Below are 20847 nucleotides of genomic sequence, written 5' to 3'. Positions count from 1 at the left end.
CCGAGCTGAACGCTCCCTTCTAGGCCCCGCCCGACCGCAGGCCGTCTCAACCTTGGCGCCCGCACCACCGCCCCGCGGTGGAGCGGGCGCCAAGGTCCGTCTACGGCAAGTTTCGCGTCGCGGTCCGCTGTCCGCTCAAAGCTGGCGTCGCCACCGCCACGGTGACCTTGACGCTTTGACCACCCCAATGGCGGTCATTGCCGAACAGCAGAACAACATCGCGTCACGGACGCGCGTCCGCGGGGGACATTTGCGGCAGAAGGCCTGGACGAGCCGGGGTGGTCGGTCATTGGGCGCCGGAGGCTCGCCAGTTGAGCTGGATCAGCAGGTGGCGGGCCTGGTCGGCTACCTCCGGGTCGGTCACCACCGCGTACTGGCCGGCCTGGATGGTGCTGCGGGAGGCGAAGTCGCGGCGGCCGCCGGTGGCGGCGTGGGCGATGGCGCCGAAGATGGCTCCCCAGACGGCGCCGATCACCAGGCAGACCAGCAGGACGGCCAGCCAGTTGGAGTCGCTGAACAGGCCGAACAGCAAGCCTACGAACAGGCCGAACCAGGCGCCGCTGGCCGCGCCGGCCAGGGCTGCCCGGCCGGTGGTCAGGCGGCCCAGCACGTTTTCCACCAGGCGGAGGTCGGTGCCGATGATCGCGGTTCGCTGGACCGGGAACTTCTCGTCGGACAGGTGGTCCACCGCCTGCTGGGCCATCGCGTAGTCGGGATAGGTGCCGACCACGACCGACGGCACCACCTGGCCGGGCGGAGTTTCGGCCGGCATGCGCGGCACCGAGCCGGCCGGACCGACCGGCTTGCCAGGGCCGGCGCCGGCGGCATCGAAGCGGCCGGCCGGCGACACCGGGTTACCCGACACCGGCGCACCCGTCGGCGAGGGCGGGGGAGAGGCGGCGGGCGACGCCGGGACCGGAACCGTGGTGTCGGATGACGCGGATGACGCGGATGACGCGGCGGGGAGCGGGGTGGTGGTGTCGGCAGACGCGGTGGGGAGCGGGGCCGTGGTGTCGGAGGACGAAGCTGCGGGCATGGCCGGCTCGGTGGCGTCCAGGGCGGACGGGTGCGAAGGGGCCGGGGAGGCCGCGGACGCGGGCGAGTTATTGGTGGGCGGGCGTTCGGGCGGTGTGGTGGTCACTTGGTGCCTCCCTTGGGCGGGCGGGCCGGCTGGTCCGCCGCGGGTTGGGTCTTGTCGGGGGGTGACGCCGGCCGGTCGCCGCCGGCCAGGCGGGCCCAGAGCAGGAACGTGACGGCCACCGTGGCCGCGATCGCCGCGGCGCCGGTCAGGAACGCGAAGCGGCCCGAGACCAGGTCGGGGGTGACGCCCTCGGAGGCGGCCACGGCGGCCAGGCCGAGCAGCGCGGCGGCGCCGGTGATGCCGGCGCCGATCAGGAGCAGCAGCGAGCTGCCGCGGCCGGGGCGTTCGGGCTCGCCGGGCAGCCGCAGGCGGACCACGCGGATCACGAAGGCGGCCAGCGCCGACCAGGCCAGGACGATCAGCAGGGCCGCGACCGTGTCGCTGGGGCGGTGCCACTCGGCCCAGACCGTGGCGATCGCGATCACCGTGACGTAGCCGGCGCCGATCAGGGCGACCATCCCGCGTACGGCGTGCGGCAGCACCAGGATCAGCGCGAACGCGACCGACGCGGCGGCCGCGGTGTGGCCGCTGGGGAACGAGTTCGGCGCCGGGAAGTCGTCGAGGTCGGGGCGGTCCAGGCGCATCTTCAGCAACTGCACGCTGGCGTTGGCGCCCAGCACCAGCAGGCCCGCGCCGATCGCCAGGTCGAGGCGTTTGCGGAGCACGCCGACCGTGGCCGCGGCCAGGCACACCAGCACCAGGCTGGCCAGGGTGGTGCCGTTCAGCGTACGGCTCAGGATCTCGACCACCCGGGGATGGTCGACGTCGCCGCCACGCATCGAGGCCGTGTCCACCGACTGGCCGAGCGTGGTCAGGACGAAGCCGTAGTACGTGGCGGCGGCCGCGACGGCGGCCAGGAGCACGACGGCCAGCGGGGCCAGCGCGTAGCCGGCGCCGCCGCGGGTGGGCGGCGGGGTGGACGTCTTGGGTCGGGACGCCAGGGCCGTCATCGGTGGGGGTCCTCCTGCGGGAGCGGCGGGGATGACTGGTGCGGTAGCCGATTTCCCAACTGGGCGCGGTTTCAAGCGCCCCCCAAGTATCACCCGCCACTTCCGTCCCGCCCGGTGACCTCGGCAACTCATCCGCAACCCCGTGCGCTCTCGCCCCGCAACGCCCGATCGCCACCTTCGTACGGACCGACCGCTACGAAGGGGACTCTTCTCATGAGGTTCAAGCTGGCCGGACCGATGCTGGCGCTCGCCGTCGCGTCCGGGCTGGTGGTGGCTCCCGCCGCGGCCCAGGCAGCCGCGGTGCCGGCCACCGTCGAGGTGCGCAGCACGCTCAAGGTGCGGTCCGCGCCGTCGCTCGCCGCGAAGGTGGTCGGCACGCTGCGCAACAAGCAGCGGGTCACGGTCGTGTGCGGGGTGACCGGGCAGTCGGTGCGCGGCTCCGTGCGTACCACCAACCTGTGGGTCCGGTTGAGCACCGGCGGCTACGTCACCCACGCGTACCTCTCCTCGGGCAGGACCATCGCGCGCTGCGCGACCACCGCCCCGAAGGGCGAGGCCGTGAAGGCGAAGCCGAAGCCGGCCGCCACGGTCACCTACAAGGTCGGCACGGTGAAGTCGACCGACGGCGCCGTGAACATCCGGACCGCGCCGACCACCTCGGCGCCGGTCAAGCGGACCGTCGTGAACGGCGCCAAGGTGCAGGGCGTCTGCGGCGTGGTGGGCACGATGGTCAAGGGCACGGTCCGCTCGACCACCCAGTGGAACCGGCTCAGCGACGGCAGCTACATCTCACACGCGTACGTGGTCACGCCCACCCTGCACATCTGCCCGGGCACCCCGGTGAACCCGCCGGTCACCACCCCGTCGATCACGCCGGCCGAGTTCATCAAGGCCGCGGTGCCGGGCGCGCAGCGCGGCTGGCGGGAGTACGGCGTGCCGGCGTCGGTGACCCTGGCGCAGGCGATCCTCGAGTCCGGCTGGGGCCGCAGCAGCCTGTCGGTGACCGACAAGAACTACTTCGGCATCAAGTGCCAGGGCACCAGCTACGGCAAACTGGCCAACGGCTGCCACGTGTACCGCACCCAGGAGTGCACCAAGGCCGGCGCGTGCTTCACCACCTCGGCCAGCTTCCGCACCTACGCCTCGATGGCGCACTCGTTCCGTGACCACGGCAGCTTCCTGCGGGTGAACAGCCGCTACAAGCCGGCCTTCGCGCACACCAGGAACGCGAACAAGTTCATCTGGGCGGTCTGGAAGGCGGGGTACGCGACCGACCCGAACTACTACACCAAGGTCACCACGCTGATGGCCTCCTACAAGCTCTACCAGTACGACAGCTGGAAGTAGGTCGGTAGGGGCGTTTTGCGTATTATGCTCGCTTTGGTGAGGCGAGCATGAGGCAGACGTGAGGCCACGGGGGACAACGAGCCGCGGACTGCCCGCCGGGCTGCTGTTCCCGGCGGTCGCGCTCGTCGTGGGCATCACTGCCACGCTGCTCGTCGTCGCCGATCTCCGCACCACTCAGCGGGAGAACGCGGACCGGGTCATGGACCAGCGCACGGAGATGGCCCGGGCCGCGGTGCTGGCCGAGACCGAGCGGTACCGCTCCCTGGTCGAGGCCACCGCCACCGGCCTGGCCACCGACGACACCATCACCTGGGACGACTTCGACGCGGCCACCGCGCCACTGGTCTCGGCCCGGTTGATCGGTGCGGCCAGCGTCTCCTTCGTGGTGCCGAGCAGCACCGCGGGGATCGGGGCCACCCAGCGCCGGTGGCGGGCCGCCGGCTCGGGTGGGCTGGTACTGCGCCCGGCGCCGACCGCCGGTGAGCACTACTTCACGATTTTCGGCCGGCCGCTGCGTACCATCGGCTCCCCGGACGGCCTGGACCTGGCCGCGGCGCCGGAGCCCGCGGCCGCCATGGTCGAGGCCCGGCGGATGAGCCGGGTGGCCGTCTCGGACACCTACGTCCTGTTGCGGGACCGCAACCTGCCGGCTTCGCAGCAGCAGCGGTCGTTCGTGTTCGCGGCGCCTATCTGGCCGCGCGACAACGACCCGCAGTTCCGTGGCTGGATCGTGCTCGGCATGCGTGGCGGCGACTTCCTCAGCGGGGTGCTGGCCACGGTCAGCCAGGGTCAGCTCGACGCCGAGCTGCTCGCGCCCACCGACCGCGGCGACCGGCCGGTGGTGGCCGCGTACGACGTCGCCGGAAAGCCGGACCTGGCCCGCAGCCGGCTGCTCGACGTGGCCGACCGGCAATGGCTGCTGGTGACCCGGGCCGCGTCGGCCCGCCTGCCCGGCGCCGGCAGCCGCCTGCCCGCCACCGTGCTGATCCACGGCATCGTCATCACGCTGATGGTGGCCGGTCTGCTCTACGTGCTGGCCACCGGCCGGATCCGGGCCCTGCGCCGGGTCCGCGAGGCCACCGCCGACCTGGAGGCGGCCGAGGCGGAGAGCCGCCGGCAGGCCGGCCTGCTCGGCGCGGTCATGACGAGCATCGGCGACGGGGTCGGCGTGGTCGACGAGAACGGCGAGTTCCTGCTGCACAACCCGGCCGCCAAGCAGCTGCTCGGAGTCGGCGACGAAGCCGGGGGGCCGGAGGGGTGGCAGCAGCACTACGGGCTGTTCCGCGCGGACGGGCAGACCCCGTTCCCGCTCGACGAGCTGCCGCTGATGCGGGCCCTGCGCGGCGAGTCCTCGGACGGGGTGGAGATGCTGGTGCGCAACCGGGCCCGGCCGGAGGGCATCCTGCTCAGCGTGGACGGCCGGCCGCTCGACCCGAGTGCCGGCCAGCGCGGCGCGGTCGCGGTCTTCCACGACATCACCGACCTGCGCCGCTACGAGAACGACCTGGCCGTTTTCGCCGGGGTGGTGGCGCACGACCTCAAGGCGCCACTGACCGTGGTCCGCGGGCACTGCGAGGTGATCGAGGAGGCGCTGGCCGAGGATCGGCCCGCGGCGGCCGGCCCGTCGGTGGACCGGATCTCGCACGCCGTGGACCGGATGGCCGCGATGATCGACACCCTGCTCGCGTACGCGACCGCCCGCGACGCCCCGCTGCGCACCCGCACGGTCGACCTGGCCACCCTGGTCGCCGACGTGCTGCACGACCGCACCGCGCACCTGCCGCCGGCGGAGCGCCCCGAGGTGCGCGTCGGCCCGCTGCCCGCGGTGCACGCCGACCCGGCCATGCTGCGGCACGTGCTGGAAAACCTGGTGGGCAACGCGATCAAGTACGTGCGCCCGGGCGGCATAGCCCGGGTCGAGGTGACCGCGGCCGCCGACGTACCGGGCTGGGTCCGGATCGATGTGGCGGACCGCGGCATCGGCATCCCGGACTCCGACAAGCCGGCCATCTTCGAGCAGTTCCACCGGGCCCACGCCGAGTCGGGCTACGCCGGCACCGGCCTGGGCCTGGCCATCTGCCAGCGCATCGTGGAGCGGCACGGCGGGGAGATCGGCGTGGCCGACAACCCCGGCGGCGGCACCCGCTTCCACTTCACCCTGCCCGTGAGCCGCACCGTGCCCCAGAACAAGGAGACCGAGATGACTGCGAACGACGAGCCGGACGACGACGCCCGGACCCGCCTGGAGCGCGCCCTGGCCGAGCGGGCCGCCATGGAGGAGCTGCAGATGCCCGGGATCAGCCCGCTGCCGGCGGACGACCAGCCGCCGGCCAGGCCGTCAGCAGGTTCGACACCAGCTCCACCAACTGGCCCGGGACGAACGGCTTGAGCAGCAGCGCGGACGCGCCGGCCTCCGTGGCCCGCGAGTCGCCGGGCAGCATCGAGCCGCTCGCCAGCACCACCGGGATGTGCTGCAGCTCCTGATCCGACCGGATCGCCCGGCACAGGTCGAGGCCGGTCATGTGCGGCATGTCGACGTCCGTGATCACCAGGTCCGGCACGTGTTCGCGGACGGCCGCCAGCGCCGCCGCGCCGTCCGCGGCGGCGACGACCTGGTGGCCGGCCCGCTCCAGCGACCGGGTCAGCACGTACCGGATGTCCTCGTGGTCTTCGGCGACAACAATCACGCCCACTCAACGCCGGTGGGCGGTCGCGGACACGGGCGGGCAGGATAGGTGGCGTGACCATTCCCGCTCTGACCCTGCCCGCGGCCGGCGACGGCACCGGAGTATCGATTCCGCTGCTCGGGTTCGGCACCTGGCAGCTGCGCGGCGACGCGGCCTACCAGGCGGTCCGCGACGCGCTGGAGGCCGGCTACCGGCACCTGGACACGGCCACGATGTACGGCAACGAGGCCGAGGTGGGCCGGGCCCTGCGCGACTCCGGCGTGCCCCGCGACGAGGTGTTCATCACCACCAAGCTGCCGCCGGACCGGGCCGGCCACGAGCGGGCCACCATCGAGGCCAGCGTGCGCGACCTGGGTGTGGACGCGGTGGACCTGTGGCTGATCCACTGGCCACCCACGCGGGGTCGCTCGGTCGCGGTCTGGCGTCAATTTTTGGCGGTACGCGAGGCCGGCCTGGCCCGGTCGGTCGGCGTGAGCAACTACGACGCCGCCGAGCTCGACGAGTTGATCGCCGCCACCGGGGAGAAGCCCGCGCTCAACCAGATCCGGTTCGGCCCGGCCCTGTGGGATGCGGGCGTGGTGGCCGTGCACCGGGAACGCGGCATCGTGCTGGAGGGCTACAGCCCGTTCAAGACCACCAACCTGCACGACCCGGTGCTGACCCGGATCGCCGACGCGCACGGGGTCGACCCGGCCCGGGTGGTGCTGCGATGGCACGTGCAGCACGAGATCGTGGTCATTCCCAAGTCCCAGACGCCCGAGCGGATCAGCCGGAACGCCGACCTGGACGGTTTCTTGCTGACCGACGCGGAGATGACCGCCATCGACGGGCTGGGCGACGGTCCGGGGCGGGGGCGGCGTTAATCACCGGCGATCGCGCCCGGTTCCGCCTATCCTTGCACCGCGATGTCCACAACACCCGCCCCACCGGCCGTGGCCGAGCTGCGCAGCCGCCTCGCCGACCTGCTCCCGCGCGACGAGTGGCGTCTCCAGCGCCGGCTGGAGGGCACCCGCAAGATCCGTGACGAGGCGTCCCGCGCCACGGTGCTGGCCGAGATCGCGGCCGAGGCCGACCAGGCCCGGCAGCGGCTGGACGCCCGGCTCGCCGCGGTGCCGCCGGTCGCGTACCCGGAATCGTTGCCGGTCAGCCAGCGCAAGGACGACATCGCCGCCGCCATCCGCGACCACCAGGTCGTGGTGGTGGCCGGCGAAACCGGGTCCGGCAAGACCACCCAGCTGCCCAAGATCTGCCTGGAGCTGGGCCGGGGCGTGCGCGGCCAGATCGGGCACACCCAGCCGCGCCGGATCGCGGCCCGCACGGTGGCCGAGCGGATCGCCGAGGAACTCGACCGGCCGCTCGGGTCCACGGTGGGCTACAAGGTGCGGTTCACCGACCAGGTGAGCGACGACACCATGGTCAAGGTGATGACCGACGGCATCCTGCTCGCCGAGATCCAGAACGATCGGATGCTGCGCCGGTACGACACGCTGATCATCGACGAGGCGCACGAGCGCAGCCTCAACATCGACTTCATCCTGGGCTACCTGCGCGAACTCCTGCCGCGCCGCCCCGACCTCAAGCTGATCATCACGTCCGCCACCATCGAGACGGCCCGGTTCGCCGAGCACTTCGCCGACGCCTCCGGCAAGCCGGCCCCGGTCATCGAGGTCTCCGGCCGCACCTATCCGGTCGAGGTGCGCTACCGGCCGCTGGTGGAGACCACCGAGGACGACACCGAGGAACCGATGGACCAGGTCGACGGCATCGCGGCCGCCGTCGACGAACTGGGCCGCGAGGGCGACGGCGACATCCTGGTCTTCCTTTCCGGCGAGCGCGAGATCCGGGACACCGCCGACGCGCTCGGCAAGCGCAACCTGCGCAACACCGAGGTGGTGCCGCTGTACGGCCGGCTGTCCGCGGCCGAGCAGCACAAGGTCTTCGAACGACATTCCGGCCGCCGGGTCGTGCTGGCCACCAACGTCGCCGAGACGTCGCTGACCGTCCCCGGCATCCGCTACGTGATCGACCCCGGCACCGCCCGGATCAGCCGCTACTCCAACCGGCTCAAGGTGCAGCGGCTGCCCATCGAGCCGGTCTCGCAGGCCAGCGCCAACCAGCGCAAGGGACGCTGCGGCCGGGTCGCCGACGGCATCTGCATCCGGCTGTACGCCGAGGAGGACTTCGAGACCCGGCCCGAGTTCACCGAGCCCGAGATCCTGCGCACCAACCTGGCCAGCGTCATCCTCCAGATGACCAACCTGGGCCTCGGCGACCTGGCGAAGTTCCCGTTCATCGACCCGCCGGACCGGCGCAACATCACCGACGGCGTCAAGCTCCTGGAGGAACTGGGCGCTCTGGACGAGCGGAAACTCACCCCGCTCGGCCGGCAACTCGCGCAGCTGCCGGTCGACCCGCGGCTGGCCCGCATGGTGATCGAGGCGGACAAGCAGGACTGTGTCGCCGAGGTGATGGTGATCACCGCGGCGCTGTCCATCCAGGATCCGCGCGAACGACCCACCGACAAGCAGCAGCAGGCGGACGAGAAACACGCCCGGTTCACCGACAAGGAATCGGACTTCTTCAGCTATCTCAACCTGTGGCGCTATCTGCGCGAGAAGCAACAGGAGCTGTCCGGCAACCAGTTCCGCAAACTGTGCCGGGCCGAGTTCCTCAACTATCTCCGGGTTCGCGAATGGCAGGACATCTACGCACAGTTGCGGCAGGTCGCGCGTACGCTCGCCTTGTCTTTGACTGAGGACCGTGAGGAAGTCGCGGCGGGACAGAACGTCCACACCGCACTCCTCGCCGGGTTGCTCAGCCACATTGGCCTCAAGGAGGCCGACAAGCGCGAATACCTCGGTGCCCGCGGGGCCAAGTTCGCCATTTTCCCGGGCTCGGCGCTCTTTAAGAAACAGCCCCGCTGGGTGATGTCGGCCGAGCTGGTGGAGACCAGCCGGCTGTGGGGGCGGGTGAACGCGCGGATCGAGCCCGAGTGGGCCGAAAAGCTCGCGCCGCACCTGGTGAAAAGCAGTTTCACCGAGCCGCACTGGGAAAAGAAGCAGGGCGCCGTGCTGGCGTTCGAGCGGGTGACGCTGTACGGGCTGCCGATCGTGCCGCGGCGCAAGGTGCTCTATTCCAAGGTCGACCCGGTGCTGTGCCGTGAACTGTTCATCCGGCACGCGCTGGTCGAGGGCGACTGGGAAACGCACCACAAGTTCTTCTCTCTTAACAGCGACCTTTTGGCGCGCATCGAGGAAATCGAAAATCGGGCCCGGCGCCGGGACATCGCGGTCGACGACGAGACGGTGTACGCGCTCTACGACGCGCGTATCCCGGCCGAGGTGGTGTCCGCGCGCCATTTCGACGCCTGGTGGAAGAAGGCCCGCCGGACCGATCCCGACCTGCTCACGTTCACCCGCGAGCAACTCGTCAACGCCGGTCGCGACGCGGTCGACCCGAACGCTTTCCCGGACGCCTGGCTGGCCGGTGGGGTCAAACTGCCGCTCACGTACGAGTTCGAGCCCAACTCGGCGGCCGACGGGGTGACCGTGCGGGTGCCGGTCAGCCTGCTCAACAAGCTCGACCCGGAGGATTTCGGCTGGTCGGTGCCCGGTTTCCGCAAGGACGTGGTGATCGCGCTGATCCGGGGGCTGCCCAAGGCGCTGCGCACCAACTTCGTGCCGGTGCCGGACTGGGCCGAGGCGGCGCTCGACCGGGTGCCGGCGCGGCGCGGTCCGCTGCCCGACGCGGTGGGTGCGGAGCTGCGGCGGCTGACCGGGACGGTGGTGCCGCGCGACGCCTGGCGGCCCGACCAGGTGCCCGATCACCTGCGGATGAACTTCCGGGTGATCGACGAGCAGGACACCGTGGTGGGGGAGGGGCGCGACCTCGAGGTGCTGCGGCGCGCGCTGGCGCCCAAGGTGCAGGCGACCATCTCGGCCGCCGCCGGCGACCTCGAGCGCCGGGGCCTCACGACGAACGACTTCGGCCGGCTGCCGCGCCGGGTGGCCCAGGTCCGCGGCGGCTATCAGGTCACGGTCTATCCGGGACTGGCCGACGAGGGCGATTCGGTCGCGGTCCGGGTCTTCGAGACCGAGGCGGAGCAGCGTACGGCGATGCGGGCCGGCACCCGGAAGCTGCTGTTGCTGACGCTGCCGCCGGCCGCCCGCTATCTGCAGGGGCGGCTGGACAACCGGGCCAAGCTCGAGCTGTCCCGGGCCAACCCGTACCGCTCGATCGCGGACCTGCTGGACGACTGCGCCGGCGCCGCGGTGGACAAGCTGGTGGCGGACGCGGGCGGCCCGGTCTGGTCGTCGGTCGAGTTCGCCTCGCTGCGCGACACCGTCCGCCAGGATCTGGTCGACGCGGTGGCGAACGTGGCCACCCAGGTGCAGGCGGTGCTGGCCACCGCGTACGACGTCGACCAGCGGATCCGTTCGCTGCGGGACCCGCAGCTGGTGCCCGCGCTGGCCGACATCCGGCAGCAGCTCAAGGGCCTGGTGCACCCCGGGTTCGTGACCGAGACCGGCTGGAAACAGCTGCACCACCTGCCCCGCTACCTGCGCGGCATCGTCCACCGGCTGGATCGGCTGGGCGCCAACCTGGCCCGCGACCGGCAGCTGACCGCGCAGCTGCACGAGATCGAGTCGGAGTACCGCGAGCTCAAGGCGGAGCTGTCCGGTGGCGCCGAGGAGGGCCTGCGCGAGATCCGCTGGATGATCGAGGAACTGCGGATCAACTTCTTCGCGCAGACCCTCGGAACCGCCTATCCGATATCGGACAAACGCATCTATAAGGCGATGGACCAGCTCCCCGCGTAGCGGCACCGTAGGCGCTCGGGTGCCGTTCGGTTACCCCCCTGTCGGACCCGCCGACCAGGCCCTAGCGTTCTGGCCATGACGAACGAATTCCTCGCCTTCGCCCCGATTTCTGCCGCCGCGGACGCCCAGATCCTGGACCCGGCGACCGAGCTCCTGGACGAGATGATGGCGCGGGTCGGCGTCGACGGTCTCGCCGCCGCGTTCGCTGACCCCGGCCTGCTCGCCCTGCTCGACCAGCACGCCGCTGCGGTCCGGGACGCGCTGGAGGGTGCTTCGCTCGAGCTGTCCGCCAAGAACCTGGCCTCGTACGTGAAATCGGTCGTCTTCTCGGCCCGCCGGATGGGCCGCGACGTCCCCGCCGCCGGCCAGGCTCCCACCCGCTGCGCCGACTGGATGGCCGCCGACTGGCACCTGCTCCGCCTGGTCGCGGTCTGCATGATCGCCGACGAATGGCGCCTGCTCTGATCAGCTGTTTCGCCCGTTTCCAGTAACAAAACGGTCATTGCGTGCTCTCTCCAGGTATGAAGAAGTTCGCAATCACTCTGGCGGCGGTGGCCGGGATGCTCATTCCGGCCACGCCCGCCCTGGCGGACGACCCGCCAACCGGCCCGACCGGCATCTCCGCCCGTCCTGCAGTTGCTCCCGTTGCCGCTCCCGGGGTTCCGCGGCTGGTGGCCCGGTGGGACTTCAACGCCGGCCCGGTCGCGGGCAAGGTGGCCGACACCTCGGGTCGCAACCAGACTCTCGCCCTCCGCGGCGCCGACCAGGGCGCGGTCCGTTTCGAAGGCTCGCCCGGCGGCCGTTTCGCGATGTTCCCGCCGGCCTGCGCGGCCGGCGCCACCACCTGCCCGCGGGGCCTGCTCGAGGCCGCGAACCACGCCGACCTGAACCCCGGAACCCGCCTGTTCCGCTGGTCGGCCCGGGTGCAGCTGACCCGCGCCCAGTTGCGCGGCCCCGCCAACGTGATGCAGAAGGGCGTCGCCGGCACCGGAAGCCAGTGGAAACTGCAGATCGGCGCCACCAACGGCCGCGCCCAGTGCGTCCTGGCCGGCACCGGCGCGGCGACCGTTTACATCGCCCGCTCCGCGGCCTCGGTGGCCGACGGTGCCTGGCACAAGCTCTTCTGCCAGCGCGCCGGCACGTCCCTGTCCATCTTTGTGGACGGTATCCAGCGCGGCCAGACCACAATCCCGGCCAACCTGACCGTCGACAACACCATGCCCTTGCGCCTGGGCGGCCCGAACTTCAACACCCGCAGCGACATGTACCACGGCAATCTGGACGACGTTTACGCCGAACTCGGCTGACCGCACACTCTACCGGCGGGGCCTGGCGCGTTTTGTTGCGCTGGGCCCTTCCGCCATCACCGGGGCGGGCGTACCAGCCGACCACGCGTGGCGGTGCCACCGGCTGCCCGCGGAGTCCGCAGGTTTGCTCGGCGCTGGTTTGCCCCCCGCCGGGTTGCCCCCGTGCTGGGTTGCCCCCGTGCTGGTTCGCCTCTGCACTGGTTTGCCCCTCGGGCTGAGTTCCCCTCGCGCTGTGTTCGTCCCGCGTCGGTTTGCCCTGCTTCGGTTTGCCCTGCGTCGGTTCGCCCAGCATTGGTGGCATCATCGACGATTTATCAGCTTAAGCGCGACTAAAGCGACATCTGTAGACGCGAAAGCGGGAACCACATCCCCGCACCTCGGCCCGACGGAGCGGCGGCCCGGCAGTCGGGCTCAGAGTTCGCGATGTTGTGGAGTTTCGGGTTCTGGGGGCCCACCAAGTCGACAAGGTCGAGTTCGGAGGTGTCGACCTTGTCGGGTTCGTGTTTGGGGGGCTTGCGGGAATCGACAAGATCGGGGCCCGGCGGGTCGGGGCGGGCGGGTCAGCCGGGGGTGACCAGGCCCTGGAGTCCTACCAGGACCGCGATCATGCCGAAGATGGCGATCACCATGACGGCCCCGGTCGGTTCGCCGTGGCGGCTGGTGGTTATCGGGCGCCGGGTGGTCAGGCGTTCCCAGGCCAGCAGGACGCCGACGGCTATGCCGACGATCTCGAAATGGAACGGGTGCGGGCCCGAGAAGATGTGCACGATCAGGTAGAAGCCGCCGGCCACGAGCGCGACGATGCCGATGATCCAGCCCCACGGCGCCACCCGGTCGGCGACCTGGCCGATGCCGGCGCCGACGCGTGGCAGGCGGCGCAGCAGGGGCGTGGCCAGGAGCAGGCCGCCGATGATGTTGGCGAGATCCAGCAGCAGCGACATGACTTCGACCGGCCGTCCTTTCACCCGATGACATCCAGAAGCGTCGATCTTAGCTGGTGGCGGCCGGAATCGCCGGGCGGGCCAGGAACGCCGGGCGGCGGCCGGGTTCGAGCCGGCCGCCGCCCGATCATGGCCGGCTCAGCTGCGCCGGAAGGCGTAGGAGCGGCCCTTGCTGGTCCGGCCGCCGCGGGCGTGGTCGCGTTCGGACCGGTCGCGGGCGGCCTGGCGGCCGTCCTGTGCGCCGTGGTGTGCGGCGCCGGCGGCCTTGCCGGGCAGAGCGCCCGTGGTGCCGGTGACGGACTGGCGGGGCAGGCCGGCGGCCAGGTTCTGCTTGGCGAGATCGTCCTGATCGACGTGGACGGAGAAGCGGGGCGCGTTCATGCGTACCTCCTTTGCCGATCGCGGCGCGCGGCTGTTCGCCGGCGCGCCGCGACCCGGGCAGGGCAGGGCTGAGCCGTGAAAAAGTGGGAATTCAGGTAGAGATCGCTCCGGGCGTCGGCACGAATGGCATCTCCACGGCGGACAACCGCCGGAGCGCCCGGAGCCGGAACGCGATCGCTGCCGCCAGCACAGGGCGGCCGGGGAGCATCAGGAGATCATGCGAATACGCTAGCTCGCGCCACGAGGGCCCACAACCGATTTAATTCCGCAGGTCATCGGGGGTTGGAAAGGCGGGCGATGCCGGCGTCCAGGATGGCGCGGGCCGTGTGGAAGTCGGTCAGCTGGTCGCGTACCAGGTCAAGGCCGGCCCGGAAGGCTACGGCCGGGACCTTCCGCGCCAGCAGGACCGCCGCGGTCCAGTCCACGAAGTCCGTGAAGATCTGGGTCTCGCTGACGTAGAGGGACGCGGACAGGAAGTCGACCACGTGGCCCATGTCCTCGGCGGTGGCCTCCCGCTGGCGCTCGTCGTAGTCGCGGACGGCGGGGTAGGCCGAGGCCAGGCGGTCCATCGACGTGGTGATCAGCGACGGGCGACTGCGGACCACGTACGTGTATTCCTCGTCGCCCAGGAAAGCGGTCAGCTGCGGATCGCGGGACGGTGGCGGCCAGTTGCGGGCCAACCGGGACACCGCCTCCTCGGCGTTCGCGGCCCAGGCGTCGGCGCCGATGTGCTGGGCGTAGCGGCCGCCGGGACCGAAACCCCGGCCGCCCGCGATCACCGGCACGCCGGCCGAGCGGCAGGCCGTGACGGCGGCGTGCGCGCGCGGGAGGCGGGTGGCGATCATGCAGCTCAGGGCCACCGCGTCGGGGCCGGTCTGGTGCAGGTGGGTGACCAGGTGCGGGCCGGGGACGCTCGCGCCCAGGAAGTCGACGCGCCAGCCGTCCATCCGGAGCATCTCGGCCAGGATGCGCACCGGCAGCGCGTGCCACTCGCCGTCCACGCAGGCCACCGTGATGCGGCCGCGGTGCGGGCGGACCGTGGTGCGGGCCGCCACCGCCGCCAGGGCGCGCTCGCTGGTGGCCGTGGCCGCGTGCTCGCGGGCCACCGACCACTCGTTGGCCGCCCACAGCTCGCCGACCCGCAGCTGGGTGCGGCCGATCAGGTCGACCATGACGCGCTGCGCGGGCGTGCCGGCGTCCAGCAGACCGTGCACGATCTCGACGGCGGCGTATTCGTCGCCGTCGCCCACGGCCGCGAGGAAGCTCTCGTCGACCGAGGAGACGGCGGAAGCGGTGATCGTGTTGGTCATACCCGCTGCCGGACCCGCCGCCGGGCGTCGATGGCGAACGGCGAGGTGTTGCGGGCACCGCCGCCGCGCAGGCTGAGCTGGGTGCGGGCCGGCGCGCGGATGGCGAGCATGGCGATGTCGTCGCGGACGCCGCCGCGCACCCAGTCGGACACCAGCTGGCGCAGCCGCTCGACGGTGGCCGACGCCGGCACGCCCTGGCAGGTGGACAGCGCCGCGTGCAGCCGCGCCTCACCCCACTGCTCGTCGCCGGCCGGACCGCCGCGCGCCTCGGTGAGTCCGTCGCTGTAGAGCAGGCACAGCTCGCCGGCGGCCAGTTCGACGTCCGCCGGGCGGACCTCGGTGTGCGCCACCGCGCCGATCAGCGTGCCGGTGGCCGGCACCTCCTCGACGGCGCCGTCGGTGCGCAGCACCAGCGGCGGCGGGTGACCGCCGGTGGCCAGGGTGAGCCGGACCCGGCCGTGGTCGGAGCGGCGCACCGAGCCGACCACCAGGGTCACGAACCGGTGCTGCCGGGCCGGCGCGCCGTGCAGCAGCGCCTGGTTGAGCACCCGCAGCATGTCGGCCGGCGCGGCGTCGACCAGGCGCAGCGCGCGCAGGGTCTGGCGCACCTTGCCGGTGAGCACGGCCGCCTCGGGGCCGGTGCCGCACACGTCGCCGAGCGCGATCACCGTGTCCGGGCTGGACTCGGTCGGGCCGAAGACGTCGTAGAAGTCGCCGCCGATGCGCAGCGCATCGCGGGCCGCCTGGTAGGACCCGGCCAGCTCGATGCCGTCCGGCTGGAGCAGCTCGGGCGGCAGCAGGTCGGCCTGGAGCACCGCGGTGGTGTCGACCTGGTCGCGGTAGAGCGCGGCGGCGGACAGCGCGGCTCCGGCCCGGGCCGCGAAGACGCGGGCCGGCATCTCGTCCTCGGGGCTGAACGTGGCGTCCGTCCCGCGCCGGGCCAGCACCAGCGCGCCGGCCGGTTCGGCGTTGCCGGGCAGCGGGGTGACCAGCAGCGCACCGATCGGGCCGAAGCCGGCCGGCAGCAGCCACTCGGGCGCCTGCCCGGGGTCGATCCAGCGGCTCGGGATCGGCGGGAAGCCGGCCAGCGCCTCGGCCAGTCCGGGCACGTCGGCGATCAGGTGCTCGGGTAGCGTGCCCTCCTCGACCATGCCGCCGCCGATCAGGCGCAACCAGGCGTTCTTGCGCTTGCGGGAGGGCAGGATCACGAGCGCCGCGTCGGCCAGGTGCGTGGCCGCCAACTCGGCGGTGATCCGCAGGCAGCGGCCCTGGTGCAGGGTCGCGGCCAGGCGGCGGCCGGCCTCGGCCAGGAACGCGCTGCGGGACCGCTCGGCGGCCAGCGCCGCGGCCCGGACCACCTCCTCGGTGCGGTCGTGCAGATACCAGCCGTAGTGCTCGTCGCCGAGCGGGCGGCGCTGGCCGATCAGGTGCCGGCCGGCGCACTCGTCGGTGAAGCTGTCGGCGCCGTCGGCCACCGCGCCGGCCAGCCCGGCCAGCGGACCGGCCCCGGCCGCACCGCCCGCGACCAGGCCCGGCACGAGCGTGCGGGCCGCGGCGTTCACCAGCAGGATCGTGTCGGCGGTGTCGCAGAGGAGCACGGCTTGGTCGGCGGCGTCGAGCGCCGCCCGCAGCAGGGCCGGAGCCGGCCCCGCGACCTGCACCTCGCCGGCCACCGCCGGCGATTGCCGAGTCATGAAAATCCTCCCGTCGCACTCCCCGCCGATTGATCCGTAAGCCTCAGACTAGTTCGTATCCCTGCTCCCGGCTCGGAACGGCCGGGTGATCATCCCGGCAATTCATCGATGTCGACCACGATCGGAGCGTGATCGGAGGGCCCTTTGCCCTTGCGCGCCTCGCGGTCCACCACCGCATCCGTCACCCGATCGGCGACCTCGGCACTCGCCAGCACGAGGTCGATCCGCATGCCTTTGTTCTGGTGAAACATCCCGGCGCGGTAATCCCAATAGGTGAACGATCGGTCGCCCTTCATCGGCCGGCCGATCACATCGCGGAGCCCGAGGTCACGCAGCGCAGCAATGGCGTCGCGCTCCGGCGGGGTGACGTGGGTCGAGCCGATGAACACCCGCGGGTCCCAGACGTCGTCGTCGGTCGGTGCCACGTTGAAGTCGCCGGCCACCACCAGCGGGCCGGCCGCCACGTCGGCCACCAGCGCTTCGCGCAGCGCGGCCAGCCATTGGAGCTTGTACGTGTAGTGCGGGTCGTCCGGAGTGCGGCCGTTCGGCACGTACACGGACATGAATTTGATCTTGCCGCAGACGGCGCTGACCGCTCGCGCCTCGGGGTCGGGAAAACCCGGTTCGCCGGGAAAGCCGTGCCGCACCTCCCCGAGGCCGGCCCGGCTCAGCAGGGCCACGCCGTTCCACCTGCTCAGGCCGTACGCGGCGGTCTCGTAGCCGAGTTCGGCCACCTCGGCGGCGGGGAAGGCGCCCTCGGCGACCTTGGTCTCCTGCAGGCACAGCACGTCGGGTTTGGTCGCGTCGAGCCACTCCAGCAGGCGCGGCAGACGGGCCTTGACCGAGTTCACGTTCCAGGTGGCGAAGCGCATCCCGCCAGCCTAGGGCGGCCGGGTCAGGGACGGCGAACGGCGGCGAGCAGCGCGACGGTGAGGCCGACGGTCAGCACGAGCAGGACGCCGACCAGCGCGGACACACCGACCTCCCATCAACCCCGGTAACTCCAGGAAGGGAATGATGCCCGAGTTGTCCCTGAGGCGCCAGGCGGGAAATGTCCGGATCAGCGGACCGTGGTAACCCGCCAGTGTTCGGCGAACTCGGCCGGCGGTACCGCGGGGCCCCACAACCAGCCCTGTCCGTTGGACACCCCGACGGAGGCCAGCGCGTCCCGCTGCACCCGGGTCTCCACGCCCTCGGCGATCACGCTGAGTCCCAGTGCCTGGCTCATCGCCACGATCGCCCGGACGATCTCGTCGGCCTCGTTGTCGACGCCCAGGCCGGTCACGAACGAGCGGTCGATCTTGACGCCGGTGACCGGGAAGCGGCGCAGGTAGCCGAGGCCCGAGAAGCCCGTGCCGAAGTCGTCGATGAGCAACTTGAAGCCCAGTTCGCGCAGTTCGTACAGGACCCGGGCGGCGGCCGTGCCGGAACCGTCGACCATCACCGACTCGGTCATCTCCAGCGCCACGGCCCGGGCCGGTACCCCGAACCGGGCCAGCTCGCCCGAGACCACGAGCGGGAAGTCCGGGTCGGCGAGCTGCTTGGCGGACACGTTGATGGACAGGTAGAAGTCGTCGGACACGGTCCCGTCGGCGCGCCACCTGGCGAGCTGGCGCAGTGCCTCCTGGCGCACCCGGTCACCCAGCTTGACGATCAGGCCGGCGTCCTCGGCGATCGGCACGAACACGGCCGGCGAGATGTTGCCGCGCTCCGGGTGCGACCAGCGGACCAGCGCCTCGGCGCCGATCGGCAGCCCGGTCTCGAGCAATACCAGAGGCTGGTACGCGACCCACAGCTGGTCGCCGGTGAGCGCCTGACGCAGCGCCATCTCCAGCTCGATGCGCTCGCGTACCCGGTCATGCATGGATTTGTCGAAGACCCTGGTGTGCCCCGGCCCCTCACTCTTGGCCTGGTACATCGCGGTGTCGGCGTCGCGCATCAGCTCCTCGGCGTCGCCGCCCGGGCCGGCCTGCGCGATCCCGGCCGACGCGGTGATCTGCAGCTCGACGTCGCGGACCACGAACGGGTCGTCGAAGCACCGGCTCACCCGCTCCATCTGGCGCATCGCGTCGACCTCGGAGCCCACGTACGCGAGCAGGAATTCGTCGCCGCCCAGCGCGGCCACCGGCACCCCCTCCGGCACGGCGGCCCGCAGCCGGGTGCCGACGTCGATCACCACCCGGTCGCCGGTGTCGTGCCCCCATGAGTCGTTGACGTACTTGAAGCCGTCCAGGTCGAGCAGGAACACCCAGACGCTGCGGGTGTCGCCGGGCGGCAGGCGGCGGATCAGCCGGGTGATCTCCCCGCCGATCATGCGCCGGTTCGGCAGGCCGGTCAGCGGGTCGTGGGTGGCCTGATGCTCGGCCTGCAACTGGGCGCTGACCTGTGCGTGCACCGCCGAGACCGCGCGGGCCAGCAGGAGCGCCACGATCAGGCCGCCGACCAGGCCGATGGTGAGCCGCCGGCCCGGGTCGGTACCGATCGCCACCAGCAGCGCGAACGGCGTGATCAGGGCCGGCACGAGCAGCAGCATCCGGGGCCAGGACCAGGCCTGCACCGGCTGCCGGGAGGCGCGGCCCAGGCGGACCGCGGACGGGTGCAGCGCGGTCACCCCCATCAGCGTGAACGCGATCAGGAACGGCGCGTCCATCAGCGGCGTGGAGTAGAGCTTGCCGGAAACCCCGATGATCGCGTACGCGAGATCGCCGGTGAGGATCAGCGTCATCGAGGACAACAGGGTCCACAGGCTGACCGGCCACACCTGCGCGGTGAAGCTGAGGTTCACCACCAGCAGCAGGACCACCACGTCGAACAGCGGATACAGCCCGGCCAGCGCGGACACCACCGGCGAGCGCCCGGTGATCTCGGCGGCCGGCGCGGCCAGCAGCAGCGTGGCGGCCAGCCCGCCGGCCAGGCAGACGATCAGGCCGTCGATCACGGCGTGTCGCTGCAGGCTGTTCCGGGCCTGCAGGAGCTTGCCGAGGAAGAGACAGAGCAGGACGTAGCCGGGCACGGTGAAGGCGTCGGCCAGCAGCGGCAGGCCGGCGTCCGTGACCACCGGCCGGATGAGCAGGCCGATCAGGAAGGCCAGGGCGCCGAGGCCGATCAGCCGCCAGGCCGACCGGGGTTCGGCGTTGAGCCGGCGCGGCCCGGCGAAACAGGCCCACACGGTGCCGGCGCCGATCGCGAGTGCGCAGGCGCTGTTGACCCCGGGGGAGAGGTCGAGGAGATATACGGCCGTCGCCGCCAGGCCGGCGAACGCCAGCAGCCGCCACTTTTCGGTCATCAACCGTCGGATCGGCGGCTACCGGCGAGGTATTAGCGTTTCGCCATCGACGAAACTTTCGGCGGCGTGCGCTGCCCGGGAACCGCCCGGCCGTGCACGAAGATGGTCGGGCAGGCGCCGTGGTGCAGCACCTCCCGGGCCACCGACCCGAGCAGCCCCGCGTCGTGCGCGCCGCGCGGCCCCAGCACGATCACCCGGGCCCGGCCGGACGCGTGCACCAGGGCCTGACCCGGCGCGCCGAACAGCACCCGGGTGCGGGACCGGCCCAGGTCGGGCACCCCCGCCACCAGGTCGTCGAGCAGCCGGCGGCCGCTCTCCTCGATCCGCCCGCCCGGGTCGGACACCACGTGCACCACCTCGACCGGCACCCGGCGCCGGCGCCCCTCGGCCGCGGCGTGGCGCAGCGTGAGCAGCGAGGACTTCGAGCCGTCGACCGCCGCCAGCACCGGGCCGGACGGCGGGCGCGGGCCGCGGGCCACCAGCACCGGGCACCACGACCGGGCCACCGTCTGCACCAGCACCGAGGTGGGCGGCAGATAGGGCGTGGTGGCCAGGTCGTCGTCGCCGACCACCAGCAGTTCGGCGGTGCGGCTGAGCTTGAGCAGCACCCGATCCGGCGAGCCATCCACGAGTTGACCGGTCACCCGCACCCCGGGTGTGGAACGCTGGGCGGTGGCGATCGCCTCCTCGACCACCCGGGCGGCGACCCGGCGCGCACTGTCGCCGTCCTGACCGGCAGCCGCCGGCCCCGAACCGAGCCAGGTGAAAGCGTGTACGACTCGGAGTTGACGGCCGCGCGAGACGGCCTCCCGCGCGGCCAGCCGCACGGCGGCCAGACTGGCGGACGTTCCGGTCACGCCGACCACGACGGGCGACGTACTCGGGTTGGGCATCGTTGCTACCTCCGGTTGTCGTCTGCCCAACATTATCTATGCAAGAACGCCACTCTTCGTGATCAATCCCTCAGCGGGTGGCCACCTGAT

16 protein-coding genes are annotated in these 20847 nt (G+C 72.0%); 6 read left to right on the top strand and 10 right to left on the bottom strand.

Going from position 1 to position 20847, the window contains the following annotated elements:
- Positions 1-286 precede the first annotated feature (286 nt).
- Together Ari01nite_RS13235 and Ari01nite_RS13230 are read right to left on the bottom strand one after the other, a co-directional pair.
- Positions 287-772: a YflT domain-containing protein gene (locus tag Ari01nite_RS13235; protein WP_203781502.1), complete on the bottom strand. Its 486-nt coding sequence runs from the start codon at positions 770-772 to the stop codon at positions 287-289.
- A gap of 365 nt (positions 773-1137) precedes the next feature.
- On the bottom strand, positions 1138-2091 hold the full coding sequence (locus Ari01nite_RS13230; protein WP_203781495.1) for a phosphatase PAP2 family protein: 954 nt from the start codon (positions 2089-2091) through the stop codon (positions 1138-1140).
- A gap of 213 nt (positions 2092-2304) precedes the next feature.
- On the opposite strand from Ari01nite_RS13230, the gene gsmA reads away from it, so the two are divergent.
- Positions 2305-3438, top strand: coding sequence for a sporangiospore maturation cell wall hydrolase GsmA (gsmA, locus tag Ari01nite_RS13225; RefSeq protein ID WP_239162718.1), 1134 nt, complete (start codon positions 2305-2307; stop codon positions 3436-3438).
- A gap of 58 nt (positions 3439-3496) precedes the next feature.
- Positions 3497-5827: an ATP-binding protein gene (locus Ari01nite_RS13220; protein WP_239162717.1), complete on the top strand. Its 2331-nt coding sequence runs from the start codon at positions 3497-3499 to the stop codon at positions 5825-5827.
- On the opposite strand, the gene Ari01nite_RS13215 is transcribed toward Ari01nite_RS13220, so the two are convergent.
- A complete protein-coding gene (locus Ari01nite_RS13215; protein WP_203781494.1) occupies positions 5736-6125 on the bottom strand; it encodes a response regulator in 390 nt (129 codons plus the stop codon). The genes Ari01nite_RS13220 and Ari01nite_RS13215 overlap by 92 nt on opposite strands.
- Positions 6126-6178: 53 nt before the next feature.
- On the opposite strand from Ari01nite_RS13215, the gene Ari01nite_RS13210 reads away from it, so the two are divergent.
- From Ari01nite_RS13210 to Ari01nite_RS13195, 4 genes are all read left to right on the top strand, one after another.
- Complete coding sequence (locus tag Ari01nite_RS13210) at positions 6179-6988, top strand: aldo/keto reductase (RefSeq protein ID WP_239162716.1); 810 nt, start codon at positions 6179-6181, stop codon at positions 6986-6988.
- A gap of 42 nt (positions 6989-7030) precedes the next feature.
- Positions 7031-10945, top strand: a complete 3915-nt coding sequence (hrpA, locus tag Ari01nite_RS13205) for an ATP-dependent RNA helicase HrpA (RefSeq protein WP_203781493.1) — start codon at positions 7031-7033, stop codon at positions 10943-10945.
- 75 nt (positions 10946-11020) lie between these two features.
- A complete protein-coding gene (locus tag Ari01nite_RS13200) occupies positions 11021-11410 on the top strand; it encodes a DUF6401 family natural product biosynthesis protein (protein WP_203781492.1) in 390 nt (129 codons plus the stop codon).
- A 56-nt stretch (positions 11411-11466) separates the two neighbouring features.
- Entirely contained in the window at positions 11467-12252 is a 786-nt protein-coding gene (locus Ari01nite_RS13195) for a LamG-like jellyroll fold domain-containing protein (RefSeq protein WP_203781491.1), read from the top strand.
- Between the two features lie 560 nt (positions 12253-12812).
- On the opposite strand, the gene Ari01nite_RS13190 is transcribed toward Ari01nite_RS13195, so the two are convergent.
- From Ari01nite_RS13190 to Ari01nite_RS13160, 7 genes are all read right to left on the bottom strand, one after another.
- Entirely contained in the window at positions 12813-13217 is a 405-nt protein-coding gene (locus Ari01nite_RS13190) for a hypothetical protein (protein WP_239162715.1), read from the bottom strand.
- A 114-nt stretch (positions 13218-13331) separates the two neighbouring features.
- On the bottom strand, positions 13332-13574 hold the full coding sequence (locus Ari01nite_RS13185; protein WP_203781490.1) for a hypothetical protein: 243 nt from the start codon (positions 13572-13574) through the stop codon (positions 13332-13334).
- A gap of 272 nt (positions 13575-13846) precedes the next feature.
- Positions 13847-14884 (bottom strand): cobalamin B12-binding domain-containing protein, encoded by a 1038-nt coding sequence (locus tag Ari01nite_RS13180; protein ID WP_203781489.1) that lies wholly within the window; start codon positions 14882-14884, stop codon positions 13847-13849.
- Positions 14881-16578, bottom strand: a complete 1698-nt coding sequence (locus Ari01nite_RS13175) for a PP2C family protein-serine/threonine phosphatase (protein WP_203781488.1) — start codon at positions 16576-16578, stop codon at positions 14881-14883. Before Ari01nite_RS13175 ends, Ari01nite_RS13180 begins: the two co-directional genes overlap by 4 nt.
- A gap of 89 nt (positions 16579-16667) precedes the next feature.
- Positions 16668-17450 carry an exodeoxyribonuclease III gene (locus Ari01nite_RS13170; RefSeq protein ID WP_203781487.1) on the bottom strand — a complete coding sequence of 261 codons (783 nt, stop codon included), beginning with the start codon at positions 17448-17450 and terminating at the stop codon, positions 16668-16670.
- A gap of 188 nt (positions 17451-17638) precedes the next feature.
- On the bottom strand, positions 17639-19864 hold the full coding sequence (locus Ari01nite_RS13165; RefSeq protein ID WP_203781486.1) for a putative bifunctional diguanylate cyclase/phosphodiesterase: 2226 nt from the start codon (positions 19862-19864) through the stop codon (positions 17639-17641).
- 32 nt (positions 19865-19896) lie between these two features.
- Positions 19897-20757: a universal stress protein gene (locus tag Ari01nite_RS13160; RefSeq protein WP_203781485.1), complete on the bottom strand. Its 861-nt coding sequence runs from the start codon at positions 20755-20757 to the stop codon at positions 19897-19899.
- Positions 20758-20847 lie beyond the last annotated feature (90 nt).

Origin of the sequence: Paractinoplanes rishiriensis (genome assembly GCF_016862375.1) — a bacterium.
GTDB lineage: Bacteria > Actinomycetota > Actinomycetes > Mycobacteriales > Micromonosporaceae > Actinoplanes > Actinoplanes rishiriensis.
Note: the sequence above shows the minus strand (reverse complement) of the source record. Positions and strands in the feature narration are given on the sequence as shown.